11 protein-coding genes are annotated in these 13,371 nt (G+C 71.0%); 7 read left to right on the plus strand and 4 right to left on the minus strand.

The genetic code is table 11. The annotated features are described in order from the left end of the window. The first annotated feature begins 104 nt into the window (after window positions 1-104). Window positions 105-965: an MHYT domain-containing protein gene (locus ACFYL4_RS23825; protein ID WP_387521151.1), complete on the plus strand. Its 861-nt coding sequence runs from the start codon at window positions 105-107 to the stop codon at window positions 963-965. Between the two features lie 197 nt (window positions 966-1,162). Continuing rightward, a complete protein-coding gene (gene rsgA, locus ACFYL4_RS23830; protein WP_387521153.1) occupies window positions 1,163-2,290 on the plus strand; it encodes a ribosome small subunit-dependent GTPase A in 1,128 nt (375 codons plus the stop codon). A 93-nt stretch (window positions 2,291-2,383) separates the two neighbouring features. On the opposite strand, the gene ACFYL4_RS23835 is transcribed toward rsgA, so the two are convergent. Next, window positions 2,384-3,307: a TatD family hydrolase gene (locus ACFYL4_RS23835; protein WP_387521156.1), complete on the minus strand. Its 924-nt coding sequence runs from the start codon at window positions 3,305-3,307 to the stop codon at window positions 2,384-2,386. Between the two features lie 145 nt (window positions 3,308-3,452). Next, a complete protein-coding gene (metG, locus tag ACFYL4_RS23840) occupies window positions 3,453-5,270 on the minus strand; it encodes a methionine--tRNA ligase (protein ID WP_387521159.1) in 1,818 nt (605 codons plus the stop codon). Window positions 5,271-5,474: 204 nt separating this feature from the next. On the opposite strand from metG, the gene ACFYL4_RS23845 reads away from it, so the two are divergent. Together ACFYL4_RS23845 and secD are read left to right on the plus strand one after the other, a co-directional pair. Then, window positions 5,475-5,939 (plus strand): hypothetical protein, encoded by a 465-nt coding sequence (locus tag ACFYL4_RS23845; protein ID WP_387521162.1) that lies wholly within the window; start codon window positions 5,475-5,477, stop codon window positions 5,937-5,939. A 123-nt stretch (window positions 5,940-6,062) separates the two neighbouring features. After that, window positions 6,063-8,711: a protein translocase subunit SecD gene (gene secD / locus ACFYL4_RS23850; protein WP_387521165.1), complete on the plus strand. Its 2,649-nt coding sequence runs from the start codon at window positions 6,063-6,065 to the stop codon at window positions 8,709-8,711. Window positions 8,712-8,891: 180 nt separating this feature from the next. On the opposite strand, the gene ACFYL4_RS23855 is transcribed toward secD, so the two are convergent. Then, window positions 8,892-9,554: an AIM24 family protein gene (locus tag ACFYL4_RS23855; protein WP_357769838.1), complete on the minus strand. Its 663-nt coding sequence runs from the start codon at window positions 9,552-9,554 to the stop codon at window positions 8,892-8,894. A gap of 80 nt (window positions 9,555-9,634) precedes the next feature. After that, a complete protein-coding gene (gene rsmI, locus ACFYL4_RS23860) occupies window positions 9,635-10,510 on the minus strand; it encodes a 16S rRNA (cytidine(1402)-2'-O)-methyltransferase (RefSeq protein WP_357769840.1) in 876 nt (291 codons plus the stop codon). Window positions 10,511-10,620: 110 nt separating this feature from the next. Here rsmI and ACFYL4_RS23865 point away from each other — a divergent pair, with 110 nt between their 5' ends. From ACFYL4_RS23865 to ACFYL4_RS23875, 3 genes are all read left to right on the plus strand, one after another. Continuing rightward, on the plus strand, window positions 10,621-12,258 hold the full coding sequence (locus ACFYL4_RS23865) for a dolichyl-phosphate-mannose--protein mannosyltransferase (protein WP_387521168.1): 1,638 nt from the start codon (window positions 10,621-10,623) through the stop codon (window positions 12,256-12,258). 317 nt (window positions 12,259-12,575) lie between these two features. Continuing rightward, a complete protein-coding gene (locus tag ACFYL4_RS23870; protein ID WP_017543917.1) occupies window positions 12,576-12,779 on the plus strand; it encodes a cold-shock protein in 204 nt (67 codons plus the stop codon). Between the two features lie 190 nt (window positions 12,780-12,969). Further along, entirely contained in the window at window positions 12,970-13,281 is a 312-nt protein-coding gene (locus ACFYL4_RS23875) for a sec-independent translocase (RefSeq protein WP_357769844.1), read from the plus strand. Window positions 13,282-13,371 lie beyond the last annotated feature (90 nt).

Here is a 13,371-nt window from a genome sequence, read left to right on the forward strand (position 1 = left end):
CGGATCGTCGACGTACCCCCTGGTCAACGGGGCGGCGCGTCCCTACTCTCCATGAACGGGGCCACATCTGTGACCCACGTCATGGAATGCAGAGAGCTGGGACCGTGACCGAACTCCTCCCCCAAGGTTGGCCGACCCCCACCATCGCCTTCGCCATCTCGGTGATCGGCGCCTTCCTCGGGTTCTCCTTCGCCGCCAGGGCACGCCGCACGACCGGCTTCTTCCGATGGCAGTGGCACGCCCTGGCCGCCCTGGCCCTGGGCGGCATGGCCGTGTGGGCCATGCACTTCGTCGCGATGCTGGGCTACTCCGTGCCCGGCACCCCGCTGCGCTACGACGTCCCGCTGACCGTCCTCAGCGGAGCGGTCCCCGTCCTGGTCACCGGGGTCGCGCTGCTTCCACTCCAGCGCGGGGCCACCGCCGTGCGCGTCCTGGGCGGCGGCCTGCTCGTCGGCCTCGGCATCGTCGCCATGCACCACGTCGGCGTGGCCGCGATGAACCTGCACGGCACCCTGCACCACGACCCGTACCTCATGGCCGTGTCGACGGTGATCGCCGTGGTCGCCGGGACCGCGGCCCTGTGGTGCGCCCGCCGGACGCGAGGACTGCCCGGGACCGTCCTCGCCTCGGTAGTGCTGGCGGCCGCCGTCACCGCCACCCACTACACGAGCATGGCCGGGATGCGGATCGTCCCGCCCGACTTCACCCCTGTGGGCGCCCCCGACGGCGCCAAGGCGTGGGACCTCCTGCTGCCGGTGATCACCGGCCTGTTCGTCCTGCTGCTGATCTGTAGCCTCTTCCTCCTGCTGGGGGACGACGAGGAGAACGAGCGCCGGGACTACTCCCGCGCCGCCGAACGCGCACCGGACCGGGCCGAACCCGGCACCGGGGAGGCCTACACCCCGCGCCACGGAGTACCGGTGGCACCCCGCCCCACCGACGACGTGTGGACCCGGCGCGGCTGAACGGCCCCGGGAAAATCGCTGGCACGGCGTCGGCCCCCTGCCCTAGGGTCGGTGCGTGCCACGCGGTCCGCGTCGGCCGCTGACGAGAGGAGCACGCCCATGGCCCGCCTCATGCCTGGCCTCAGCATCCGCACCGCATTCGTCAGCGAGCCCTAGACCGCGCCCCGCGGCGGCTCGCGCTCCACGGAGAGAGCAACGTGAGTCACCACAGCACCAGCACCAGCACCAGCACCGAGGGCCGTACCACCCACCCGCTCGACACACTGGGTTGGAACTCCCGGGTGGCCGCCGCCTTCGACGCCGCCACCGGCGGATCACCGCACGCCCTGCTCCCGGCCCGGGTCAGCGAGGCCCGCCGGGGAGCCGTCGGCGTCCGGCTGCCCCAGCACGCGACCGCCGCGCTCGCACCCGAGGTGCGCAGGGCGGCGGAGACCGACCCCGCCACCGCCCCGACCACCGGCGACTGGGTGGCCGTCCGCCGTTCGGGCGACACCTGGCTGGTCGAGGCCGTGCTGGAACGCTCCGGCACCCTCGTCCGCCAGGGCGTGGCCAAGGACTCCCACGACCAGGTCCTGGCCGCCAACGTCGACGCCGTCCTGATCTGCGAGGCCGCCGACCAGGGTCCCAACGTGGGCCGACTGGAGCGGTTCCTCAGCCTCGCCTGGACCAGCGGCGCCGCACCGGTCGTGGCGGTCACCAAGTCCGAACTCGCCGGCGACCGCCTCCCCGAGGTGGTCGAACTGGTCACGTCGGTCACGACCGGGGCCGAGGTGCACGCCGTCAGCGCGCACACCGGTGAGGGGCTGGAGGAGCTGTCCGCCCTCCTGCGCCCCGGGGCCACCTGGGTCCTGCTCGGCACCTCCGGCGCCGGAAAGTCCAGCCTGCTCAACGCCCTGGCCGGACGCACGGTCATGGAGACGGGGGCGATCCGCGACGATCGGCGCGGCCGCCACACCACCACCCACCGCCAGCTGATCCCCATGCCCGGGGGCGCGCTGTTCCTCGACATCCCCGGGGTACGCCGCATCGACGTGCCCGGGGACGAGACCGGAGTGGACCGCACCTTCGCGGACGTCAACGCTCTGGCCGACGCGTGCAGGTTCGGGGACTGTTCCCACGACACCGAGCCCGGCTGCGCCGTCCGCGCCGCCGTGGACGAGGGGGAGCTGGACTCCCGGCGCCTCGAACGCTGGTTCAAGCTGCGCCGCGAGGCGGAGTGGAACCGGTCCCGCGGCGACGCGCGTATGCGCGCCGCCCGGCGCCAAGAGTCGAAGCGCAACACCCGGGAGGGCCGGGAGGCGGGCCGCCTCAAGCGCGGATACTAGGCTTTGGCGGGCCGGGGCCGTTCGGTCCCGGCCCGCTGTTCGCCGCCCGTCACCGCCCGGTACGAACCGGTCGGCGGCGCGTCCGGGGCCCTGTCAGAACCGGAAGGCCCGCCGGGCGTTGTCGGCGACGATCCCGGCCAGCTCGTCCTCGCCCATGCCCTTGGTCTCGGCGAGCACCCGCAGGGTCAGCGGGATCAGGTAGGGGGCGTTGGGCCGCCCCCGGTAGGGCTTGGGAGTGAGGAAGGGGGCGTCGGTCTCCACCAGCACCAGCTCCGGCGGGGCGACCGCCGCCGCCTCGCGCAGGTGCTCGGCACTGGCGAAGGTGACGTTGCCCGCGAAGCTCATGTAGTAGCCCCGCTCCGCGCACACCCGCGCCATCTCGGCGTCCCCGGAGAAGCAGTGGAAGACCACCCGTTCGGGTGCGCCCTCCTCTTCCAGGACGCGCAGGACGTCCTCGTGCGCCTCACGGTCGTGGATCATGAGCGCCTTGCCGTGCCCCTTGGCGATGGCGATGTGGCGGCGAAACGACAGCTCCTGTGCCCGGGCGCCCTCGGGGCCGGTCCGGAAGGTGTCCATCCCGGTCTCCCCGACCGCGACCACCTCCGGCAGCGCCGCCAACGCGTCGATCTCGGCGAGCTCGGCCTCCAGCGCCTCGACGCCCCCGGCCGGTCGCGCCTTGCCCGCCCAGTCGGTGTCGTCCGGCTCCACTCCCTCGGCGCCGTCACCGTGCACGACGCGGGGGGCCTCGTTCGGGTGCAGGGCCACCGCCGCCCACACCCTGCCGGGGTGCTTCGCGGCGACCTCGGCCGCCCAGCGGGAGGAGGGCAGGTCGACGCCGACCTGCACGAGCGGGGTCACGCCCACGGCCTGCGCCGCCGCGATGATCTCCTCGACGCCGGGGGTCTGCATGTCCATGTGGGTGTGGCTGTCGGCCACCGCGACCCGCAACGGCTCGGGTGCGGGTGGCGGCGTCTGCGCGTTGCGCTCCCTGACCGCGCTGCCCTTGCGTCTGCCCATGCCCATGCCCCCATCACGTGTCCTGCGTGCGCCGTGGTGATTCTAGGCGGCCCCGGACCTCGGATCGGCCGGTGGCGCCGGACGACGTGAGAGCGGTCGGGCGCCGGTCCGTGTGGACCGGCGCCCGACCCGAGTCGGTTCGCGGCTACTCGGTGCCGTCGGCCAGACGCGCCAGCTCCTCGTCCACCACGGACGGGTCGAGCTTGGTGAACAACGGGGTGGGGCGGCTCAGCGGGGTGCCCGGCACGATCGGCACGGACTCCCAGCGGGCGGCGTTGTCGGCGTAGTCACCGGTGATGACCGGGTAGTCCACCTTCTCCTCGGAACCGCCGATGGTGTCGTGGCCGGTCTCGATGCGCGGCATGCCCGTCCAGGTGCCGGTACCGCCGAGCATCGCGTACACCTTGTTGGCCGACTCCGGCAGGAACGGCGTGAGCAGGGTGTTGGCGTCGCTGACCAGCTGGAGGGCGACGTGCAGGACCGTCGCCATGCGCTCCGGGTCGGTCTTCTTCAGGGCCCACGGAGCCTGGTCGGAGATGTACTTGTTGGCCTCGGCGACCGTGCGCATGGCCTCCTGGAGCGCCGCCTTGAACTGCGACCTCTCCAAGCGGGCGCCGACCGTCGCGAACGCCTCCCGGGACGCCTCCAGGACCTTGCGGTCCTCGTCGAGGAGCTCACCGGCGGCCGGGATCTCCCCCAGGTTCTTGGCGGCCATGGACACGGACCGGTTGACCAGGTTGCCCCAGGCCGCCACCAGCTCGTCGTTGTTGCGGCGGACGAACTCGGCCCAGGTGAAGTCGGTGTCCTGGTTCTCCGGGCCCGCGGCCATGATGTAGTACCGCAGCGCGTCGGCGGAGTAGCGCTCCAGGAAGTCGCGCACGTAGATCACCACACGGCGCGAGGACGAGAACTTCTGCCCCTCCATCGTGAGGAACTCGCTGGAGACCACCTCGGTGGGCACGTTGAGCGCGCCGAGCGGACCCACGTCCCCGGCCCGGTCGCCCCTGCCGCTCACCCCGAGCAGGATGGACGGCCAGATGACCGAGTGGAAGACGATGTTGTCCTTGCCCATGAAGTAGAAGGACTCGTTGTCCTCCCCCTGCCACCAGCGGCGCCAGGCCTCCGGCTCACCGATGCGCCGGGCCCACTCGATGGAGGCCGACAGGTAGCCGATCACCGCGTCGAACCACACGTAGATACGCTTGGCGGCGTTCTCGCTCCACCCGTCCAGCGGGATCGGCACACCCCAGGTGAGGTCGCGGGTGACCGCGCGCGGCTGGAGGTCCTCCACCAGGTTGAGGGAGAACTTGAGGACGTTGGGGCGCCAGTCGCCCTCCTTGCCCTTGAGCCACTCGGTGAGGACGTCCGCGAAGGCGGGCAGGTCGAGCATGAAGTGCTCGGTGTCGACGAACTCCGGCGTCTCGCCGTTGATCCGCGAACGGGGCGCGACGAGGTCGATCGGGTCGAGCTGGTTCCCGCAGTTGTCGCACTGGTCGCCGCGCGCGCCGTCGAAGCCGCAGATCGGGCAGGTGCCCTCGATGTAGCGGTCGGGCAGCGTGCGGCCGGTGGACGGGGAGATCGCGCCCTTGGTGGTGCGGGTGAAGACGTAGCCGTTGTCGTAGAGCGTGGTGAACAGCTGCTGGACGACGGAGTAGTGGTTGCCGGTGGTGGTGCGGGTGAACAGGTCGTAGGAGAGGCCGAGCGCGACCAGGTCCTCGGCGATGATCCGGTTGTAGCGGTCGGCCAGCTCCCGGGCGCTCACGCCCTCCTGGTCGGCCAGCACCTGGATCGGGGTGCCGTGCTCGTCGGTGCCGCTGACCATCAGCACGTGGTTCCCCGACATTCGCTGGAAGCGCGAGAAGACGTCGGAGGGGACTCCGAAGCCGGAGACGTGGCCGATGTGGCGCGGGCCGTTGGTGTAGGGCCAGGCGACCGCGGTCAGGATGTGGCGATTCGACGACATGACACAAGACTAAAGGTGGCCCGGGGTGCCCGCGCCCCGGCGGAGCCCCGTGTGCGCCCGGCGCCGGGCCCGTTCCCGGTCGTCCACAGGGTGCGACCGCGTGATTCCCCCGGGAGGGTGCCTACCCGTATGCTCTGCTGGATGGAGCCGTGTGCCCCCGGGCGCCGGCCAAGCCAGCACGACCCTCCAACTGGTACAGAGGCGGTGGTCACCACGGTTACGCGTGCCCTACCCCGTCCTGTCCTGCGGACCGGGTCGCTGATCACCAGCGTGGTCCTGCTGGTCATCCTGTCCTTCCCCGTGGCCTCCGGGCTCTCCGGGGAGAGGGACACCGTCGCCCTGCCCTCGCACGGAGGGCACAGCGCCCCCGCGGACGACACCGCGGACGGCGGCTCCGACGGCGACCCCTCGGGGGCGTCGGAGGAGGCCCACCCGTACCGGGGGACCCAGACGGTCTCGCTCGGGCCGCCCGTCTCCGTCTGCGACCAGCGGTCGGTGCTGCGGGACCTGCCCGACGCCGTCCCCACGTGCGCCCTGCGCCTGGCGGTGTGGGACCAACCCTGGTGGCCGCTGCCCCTCCCGCACCACGACCCCGTTCCGGAGCAGGTCGACGCGGAGGAGCTGCCGCCCACCCGGGCACCGCCTCTCACCGCGCACACCCTCGTCTGACCACCCCCGGTCGGCCGCCTCCCGGAGCCCTCGACGGCGCCGGGACCGGCCCCACGCGACCCCCTGCCCGGAACGTCCGGGCACGCGACCGGTACCCACCATCCGCAGTGAGAGGTTCACCCCTTGTCCAGTCAAACGGGAGCGGGGGCGCGCTGGACGCGCGCGCTCATCTCCCTCCTCGTCATCCTCGTCGCGTTCGGCGCGGCGTGGTTCATCCCACCGCGTCTGGGGCTCGACCTCAGCGGCGGTACGCAGATCGTCCTGGAGACGCAGGACGGCACCGACGGCACCAAGGCCAACTCGGAGAACACCGACAAGGTCGTCGAGGTGCTGCGCCAGCGCATCGACCGCCTCGGCGTGGCCGAGGCGACCATGTCCCGCTCCGGTGAGAACCGCATCATCGTCGAACTCCCGGGCGTGCAGGACCCGGCGGAGGCCGCGCAGATCGTCGGCCAGACCGCCCAGTTGTCCTTCCACGAGGTCCTGGGCGTCGGCGAGCAGGGCGGCCAGGGCGTCCAGGCCCCCGGCGGCGACTTCGCCAACCCGCCGGCGGACGAGGCCCGCGCCCCCTCCGACAACCAGGACGGCGCCCCCGAGGACGGCGGCGAGCTGCCCGAGGGCATGGGCGACCTCGGCGACATGGAGGGCCTCGAGGACCTGCTCGGCGGCCAGGGCGGCATGCCCCAGGCTCCGGCGGGCCCCTCCGCGGAGAACCCCGAGGACGTCGCCCTGACCCTGCCCGACGAGCAGGGCACCGTGCTCCAGCTGGGTGAGACCTTCATCCAGGGCGACCGCGTCTCCACGGCCGACGCCGCCCTGGACAGCGCCAACCGCGCCCAGTGGGTCGTCAACGTCGGCTTCCGGGGCGAGGGCCGCGACCAGTGGCGCGAGCTGACCGGCAAGGCCGCCTGCTACAACGACGGCGACCCCCGCCGCCGCGTGGCGATCGTGCTGGACAACCAGATCATCTCCGCCCCGCAGGTCGCGCTGGAGATCGGCTGTGAGGCCGGGATGTCCGGCGGCCAGACCACCATCAGCGGCCAGGACTTCACCAGCGAGAGCGCCAACGAGCTGGCCGTGCTGATCGAGGGCGGTTCGCTGCCGCTGCCGGTCACCGAGGTCCAGCGCCAGACCGTCGGCCCGACCCTCGGTGCCGCCGCCATCGAGGCCAGCGCCATCGCCGCGCTCCTCGGTATCGCCTTCACCGCCCTGTACATCACGGTGGTCTACCGCCTGGTGGGTTTCCTCGCCTCGCTCGCGCTGGCGTTCTACACGCTCATCGCGTACGGAGCGCTGGTCGCCTTGGGGGCCACACTGACCCTCCCGGGTCTGGCCGGTTTCGTGCTGGCGATCGGTATGGCCATCGACGCGAACGTGCTGATCTTCGAACGCGCGCGTGAGGAGTACCAGCGCCAGCAGAAGACGTACGAGGCCAACAAGTCGGCCGGTCTGAAGGACGCCACCGACGCCGATTCCGGCACGTCCGAGACCGGCGCCCTGGCCCGCCGTCGGCGCCGCGCCATCGCGCCCAACCTGGAGAAGTCGTTCGTCCAGGGCACGCAGAAGGCCTGGAGCGCCGTCCTCGACACGAACGTCACCACGTTCCTCGCCGCGGGTCTGCTGTTCTTCTTCGCCTCCGGCACCGTCCAGGGCTTCGGCGTCACGCTGAGCATCGGCACCATCGCCTCCATGATCTCCGCGCTGATCATCGCGCGGGTGTTCGTCGAGTGGGCCGTGCGCCGCGCGGTCGTCAAGAAGCACCCGGCGATCACCGGACTCGACCGCATCGGCCCGGTCCGTACCTGGCTGGTCGAGAAGAACCCGCAGCTCATGGACTTCCGCCGTGCGGGCCTGATCGTCGCCGCGCTGATCGTGGTCGCCGCGGTCGCCGCACCGCTGGTCCGCCAGCCCAACTACGGTGTCGAGTTCACCGGCGGCCGGGTCATGGAGTACGAGATCACCGGCGACACGTCGCTCTCCGTGGACGAGGCGCGGTCGGTCATCTCCGGCCTGAACTTCGCGGGTTCGGACACGGCCGTGGTGCAGGAGGCGGGCGACGGCGACATCTCCGTGCGCACCGCCGACATCTCCGACACCGAGGCCGCCACCATCGCCGACGCCCTCTCCGAGGAGACCGGCGGAGTCGAGCTGGTCAGCGACGAGCTGATCGGCCCGAGCATGGGAGACGAGCTGCGCAACCGGGCCATGATCGCCCTGGGCGCGGCGCTGGCCCTCCAGATGATCTACCTGGCCTGGCGTTTCCGCTGGTCGTTCGGTCTGGCCACCATGTTGTCGCTGGCCTTCAACATGCTGCTGGTCATCGGGCTGTTCATCTGGCTGGGCAAGTCGATCGACGGTGTCTTCCTCGCCGCGATCCTGAGCGTCATCGGCTTCACGGTCAACGACACGGTGGTGGTGTTCGACCGTGTCCGAGACGAATGGGCGAGGGACGAGAAGTCCTCGTTCAAGGAGATCGCGAACCGGGCGGTGCTCAACACCCTGCCGCGTACGGTCAACACCACCGTCGGCGCGTGGATCATCCTGGGCTTCCTGACCTTCCTCGGCGGGTCCTCGCTCCAGGACTTCTCCATCGCGATGCTGGTCGGTCTGACCACCGGTGTGGTCTCCACCGTGTTCGTCGCCGTGCCGATCGCCATCTGGCTCCAGAAGTGGGACAACACGCCCGCTCCGCACGTGCTCAAGGAGCGCAAGGCCAAGCAGAAGGTAGCCGCCAAGGCCGCCCGCGACGCCGACGACGGCGCCGTGGTGTAGCGGTCGCCGGACCGGTACACACGGGAGGGGCCCCGGCCCGCGCACACCGCGCGGGTCGGGGCCCCTCCCCGTTGCCCGGGACCCTTCGCTCCTGGGGGGTCTCCCCCGCCGGGGCCGGGCCGCCCAGCCCCGAACGCACGGACCGGCACCGCCCCGGAGCACGCCGCCCGGGCGCTCCGGTCAGCCGCCCTGGACCGGGGCGGGCGCGCCCTCGGAGGCCTGCACCAGCACGAACCCCTGCCCCTCCAGGGAGAGTTGGAAGGCCTCACCGCTGCCGCGTCCGATGATGGCCCCCGCCTTGGCCGTGCGCCGGATTCCGGTCCGGAGCGTGCTCGACCAGGCCACGGCGGCGTCGGTGTCGACGAAAGTCGGCTGGTCGATGTCGAGCAGCACCGGGGTCCCGTGGCAGGCCACCGCCACCCGGCCGTGGCCGGTGAACACGGTGTTGAACAGGCCTCCGGCCATCATCCCGGCGCCCTGCACCCGGCGGATGTCCCACTCCAGCCCGGGTTCGAAGGCCAGCACGTTCTCGCCGCTGACCGTGATGGAGTCGCCCTCCAGGTCGATCAGGTGCACGTCCCAGGCGTCCCTGGCCAGGAACACGTCGCCCTGCCCGGACACCCGCATCAGGGGCAGGCCCTCTCCGGTGAACGCCTTCTTGAAGAACTTCCCGACGCTCCCGGCGCCCTGGTAGGAGAAGTCGATGTCGCCCTGGTAGGCCACCATGGAGCCCTGCCTGGCGAGGAACTCGCCGTTGAGGCCCACCCTGAGCATCTTGTGGTTCTGGAGGTGCATCCCCGGACGCTGGGTCTCCTGGGCCTGCTGGAAGAGGTCGCTGCGCATGGTCGGATTCTCGTTCCTGTCGCCGGTTACTTCCAGGTTCGACGCTCCCCGGTCGAAAGGGTTCCGGGGCGAGACGCGGCTCACTCCGCCTCGACGACCCCGTGGACCAGGTCGTACACGCGCCGCTTGGGCACACCGGTCTCCTTGGCGACCCGGGTGATGGCCTCCTTGCGGCGTACGCCCTCGTCCTCCAGGGCGGCGACGGCCTCCACGAGTTCGGTGTCGCTGGTGCGCTCCGCCCTCGGGCGGGCGCCCTCCACCACGACCGAGATCTCCCCGCGCACGCCCTCGGCGGCCCAGTCGGCCAGGTCCCCCAGGCCGCCCCGGCGCACCTCCTCGTAGGTCTTGGTGAGTTCGCGGCACACGGCCGCCCGCCGCTCGGCGCCGAAGGCACCGGCCATCGCCTCCAGGGTGGCGGCGATCCGGTGCGGGCTCTCGAAGAACACCATCGTGCGGCGCTCGTCGGCGAGTTCGGACAGATACCCCTTGAGGCCCTTGCGCGGGGGGAAGCCCTCGAAGCAGAATCGGTCGGTGGGTAGCCCGGAGACCACCAGCGCCGTGGTGACCGCCGACGGTCCGGGGATGGCGGTGACCGGAATGCCCTCTTCGGCACAGGCCGCCGCCAGCCGGTAACCGGGGTCGGACACCCCAGGCATCCCGGCGTCGGTGACCACCAGCACCTCCTCGCCCCCACGGAGGTCGGCCAGGAGTTCCTCGCCCCGGCGGGTCTCGTTCTGGTCGTAGTAGGAGACGATCCGGGCACCGGTGGCACCGCCCAGCCGGACGCCCGCACGGGAGGCGAACTGCTTGAGCCGACGGGTGTCCTCCGCCGCGATGACGCAAGCCCCCTCCAACGCGCTGAGCAGGCGGGGAGGCGCGTCCTCCAGGTTTCCGATGGGCAGGCCCGCCAGAACGAGCCTCCCGACGCGCCGCGTTCCGCCAACGACCTCAACCACTGTGATCCCCGTCCTGTCGCGCTACGGTTGGCTCTATCGCGCCACCCGAAACCCGGTTTCGCGGTCCGTCCGCAACGGACCCCATCTCTGACCCCAACCTACGAGCCGAGATGACCAGCACCGCACTTCACAGCGAGGTACCGCCCTCGAACCCCCCGGCAGCGGCCCAGCCGCCCACGCTCCGCTCCCGCCTCGCGCCCCGTCTTCCCAGCCCCTGGTGGCTGGGGTGGCTGGGCGCCCTCGTCGTCGCCGGATTCGCGGGCGCGCTGAGGTTCTTCAACCTCGGTCAGCCCGACCGCATCTACTTCGACGAGACGTACTACGCCAACAACGCCTACTCGCTGTGGGAGTTCGGGTACGAGCACGAGTCGCTGGACCACGCCGACAACCTGCTGAGCAACGGTGAGGGGAACATCTGGACCGGGGGCGGTGACTTCATCGTCCACCCCCCGGTCGGCAAGTGGATGATCGCGCTCGGCGACTGGCTGTACTCGCTGCTCCCGTTCGGCACGGCGGTGTCCCCCGAGGGCTGGCGGGTGGCCTCCGCGGTGGCCGGGGTCCTGTCGGTGCTCATCCTGGTCCGGCTCGCCACCCGCATGACCCGGTCGGTGCTGCTCGGGTGCACCGCCGGTCTCATCATGGCGCTGGACGGCCTGCACTTCACGCTCAGCCGTGTCGCCATGGTGGACATCTTCCTCACCCTGTGGATTCTGGCCGGGTTCGCGTGCCTGGTGATCGACCGGGACCAGACCCGGGAGCGGCTGGCGCGGATCGCGGAGGCCGGGGCGGACGTCACCACCGCGGGCTGGTTGGGGATGCGCTGGTGGCGGCTCGCGGCGGGGCTGTGCTTCGGCCTGGCGATCGGCACCAAGTGGTCCGCCCTGTTCTTCGTCGCCGCCTTCGGCCTGCTCACCGTCGCCTGGGACTACGGGGCCCGGCGCAGCGCCGGTCAGCGGCGGCCCCTGGGCCGGTGGTTCGGCTTCGACGCCGTCCCGGCGTTCTCCCAGACGGTGGTCGTGGCCGCCGTCGTCTACCTGGTCTCCTGGTCGGGCTGGCTGTTCACCCGGGGCGGCTACAACCGCGACCACGCGGACGGCATGGCGCCGGACTGGCTGCCGGGGTTCGTACGGGCCCCCGTGGAGGCCCTGTGGAGCCTCGCGGACTACCACTCCCGCATGATGAACTTCCACTCCAACCTGAGCAGTGACCACTCCTACATCTCGGCGCCGTGGGAGTGGGTGGTCATGCGCACCCCGGTGCTCTTCCACTACAACGGCGACGCCACCGGGTGCGACGCCGGGAGCTGCGTGACCTCCGTGGTCTCGATCGGCACGCCGGTGATCTGGTGGCTCGGCATCATCGCCGTCACCGTGATGTTCGGTTGGTGGATCACCTTCCGGGACTGGCGAGCGGGCGCGGTGCTGCTCGCGGTCGCCGCGGGCTGGCTGCCGTGGTTCGCCTACCCCGACCGCCCCATGTTCCTGTTCTACGCGCTGCCGTTCCTGCCCTTCCTGGTCCTGGCGATCGTGCTGGCCCTGGGACTGGTGATGGGGGCCGGCGAGGACAGTCCCCGTTTCGCCCCGTACCTGCGGGCCGTGGGCGGTGTCGTCTTCGGCGTCGTGGTGCTGCTGACCATCGCCCACTTCGCGTATCTGTATCCGGTGTTGTCGGCCTATCCGGTACCGGAGGAGAGTTGGCGGGACCCCCTCTGGTTCGAGGTGTGGGTCTACGGCCGAGACGCTTCCTGACCCGTTCCGGGGAACGCGATAACCGTTCCCCGGAACACATCTCCATTAGTGGCAGAAGGGCGGGAAAGCAACAGTTTCGAGTTGCCGAAACAGGACACTCCGGAAACGCGGATTCCTGCCGGAAAAGCCTCGGCAGGGCCACACTCCCCCTGGTACTGTCTGCAACTGGTTGCTGTTGTTGTTTCCATGGATGCCCGAGGCGCCTCGCGGAACTGCACGTGGGCGCTCGCCGATTCGGGAATCCCCTTCGTCGAACGGCGCCCGGCGACCCGGGACCAGCAGGGTGCGGTCCCGCCGTAGTCCCCAAGGGAGAGCACATGGCTCAGGGCACCGTGAAGTGGTTCAACTCTGAGAAGGGTTTCGGGTTCATCGCCGTCGAGGGTGGTCAGCCCGACGTGTTCGTGCACTACTCGGCGATCGCGGGTACCGGCTTCCGGAACCTGGAAGAGGACCAGAAGGTCGAGTTCGACATCATCCAGGGCCCCAAGGGCCCGCAGGCGGCGGACGTTCGCGCGGTCTGACCGTCACACGTGCGTCTTCCCAGCCCTCCGCTCCCCGAGCGGGGGGCTGGACCGCGTCCGAAGGGGTCGCCCGCGGCCGTGGAGGCGGCTCCGCGCCGCCGCCGCGTTAGGGGGTACACGGTTACCCAAGCCCGGCGATACCGGTTAACCTGCTTGAAGCCGGTAGGTACACCAGGAGCGAGGACTGCACATGTTCGGCATCAGCGGTGGGGAGTTCGTCCTCCTCCTTCTGCTCGCGCTGCTGATCTTCGGCCCCGACCAGCTCCCCAAGGCCGCCCAGCAGGTCGGCCGGGTCCTGCGCCAGCTCCGCACCATGGCCAACTCCGCCTCCAACGACATCAAGGAGGGGCTGGGCCCGGAGTACAAGGACTTCGACGTCCAGGACCTCAACCCCAAGCGCTTCATCCAGAAGCACTTCTGGGAGGAAGAGGAGGAGACGGAGCGCAGGCCCGCCTCCCAGCTCAACGGCAAGCGCCCGCCCTTCGACGACGAGGCCACCTAGGTGTACTGACCATGGAGGTTGAGTACAGCCCGGCAGTGATTTGACAGCAAGAGAGGGCCTCCGACATAGGTGTGGATTGTCTAGATCAAC

It is taken from the genome of Nocardiopsis sp. NPDC006938 (genome assembly GCF_042869555.1).
Classification (GTDB): Bacteria; Actinomycetota; Actinomycetes; order Streptosporangiales; family Streptosporangiaceae; genus Nocardiopsis.

Coding starts and splice junctions, on each gene's coding strand:
- ACFYL4_RS23835 (WP_387521156.1), bottom strand. CDS start 3,307: ATGGGCAGACGCAAGGGCAGCGCGGTCAGGGAGCGCAACGCGCAGACG.
- metG (WP_387521159.1), bottom strand. CDS start 5,270: ATGTCGTCGAATCGCCACATCCTGACCGCGGTCGCCTGGCCCTACACC.
- ACFYL4_RS23855 (WP_357769838.1), bottom strand. CDS start 9,554: ATGCGCAGCGACCTCTTCCAGCAGGCCCAGGAGACCCAGCGTCCGGGG.
- ACFYL4_RS23865 (WP_387521168.1), top strand. CDS start 10,621: ATGACCAGCACCGCACTTCACAGCGAGGTACCGCCCTCGAACCCCCCG.
- ACFYL4_RS23870 (WP_017543917.1), top strand. CDS start 12,576: ATGGCTCAGGGCACCGTGAAGTGGTTCAACTCTGAGAAGGGTTTCGGG.
- ACFYL4_RS23875 (WP_357769844.1), top strand. CDS start 12,970: ATGTTCGGCATCAGCGGTGGGGAGTTCGTCCTCCTCCTTCTGCTCGCG.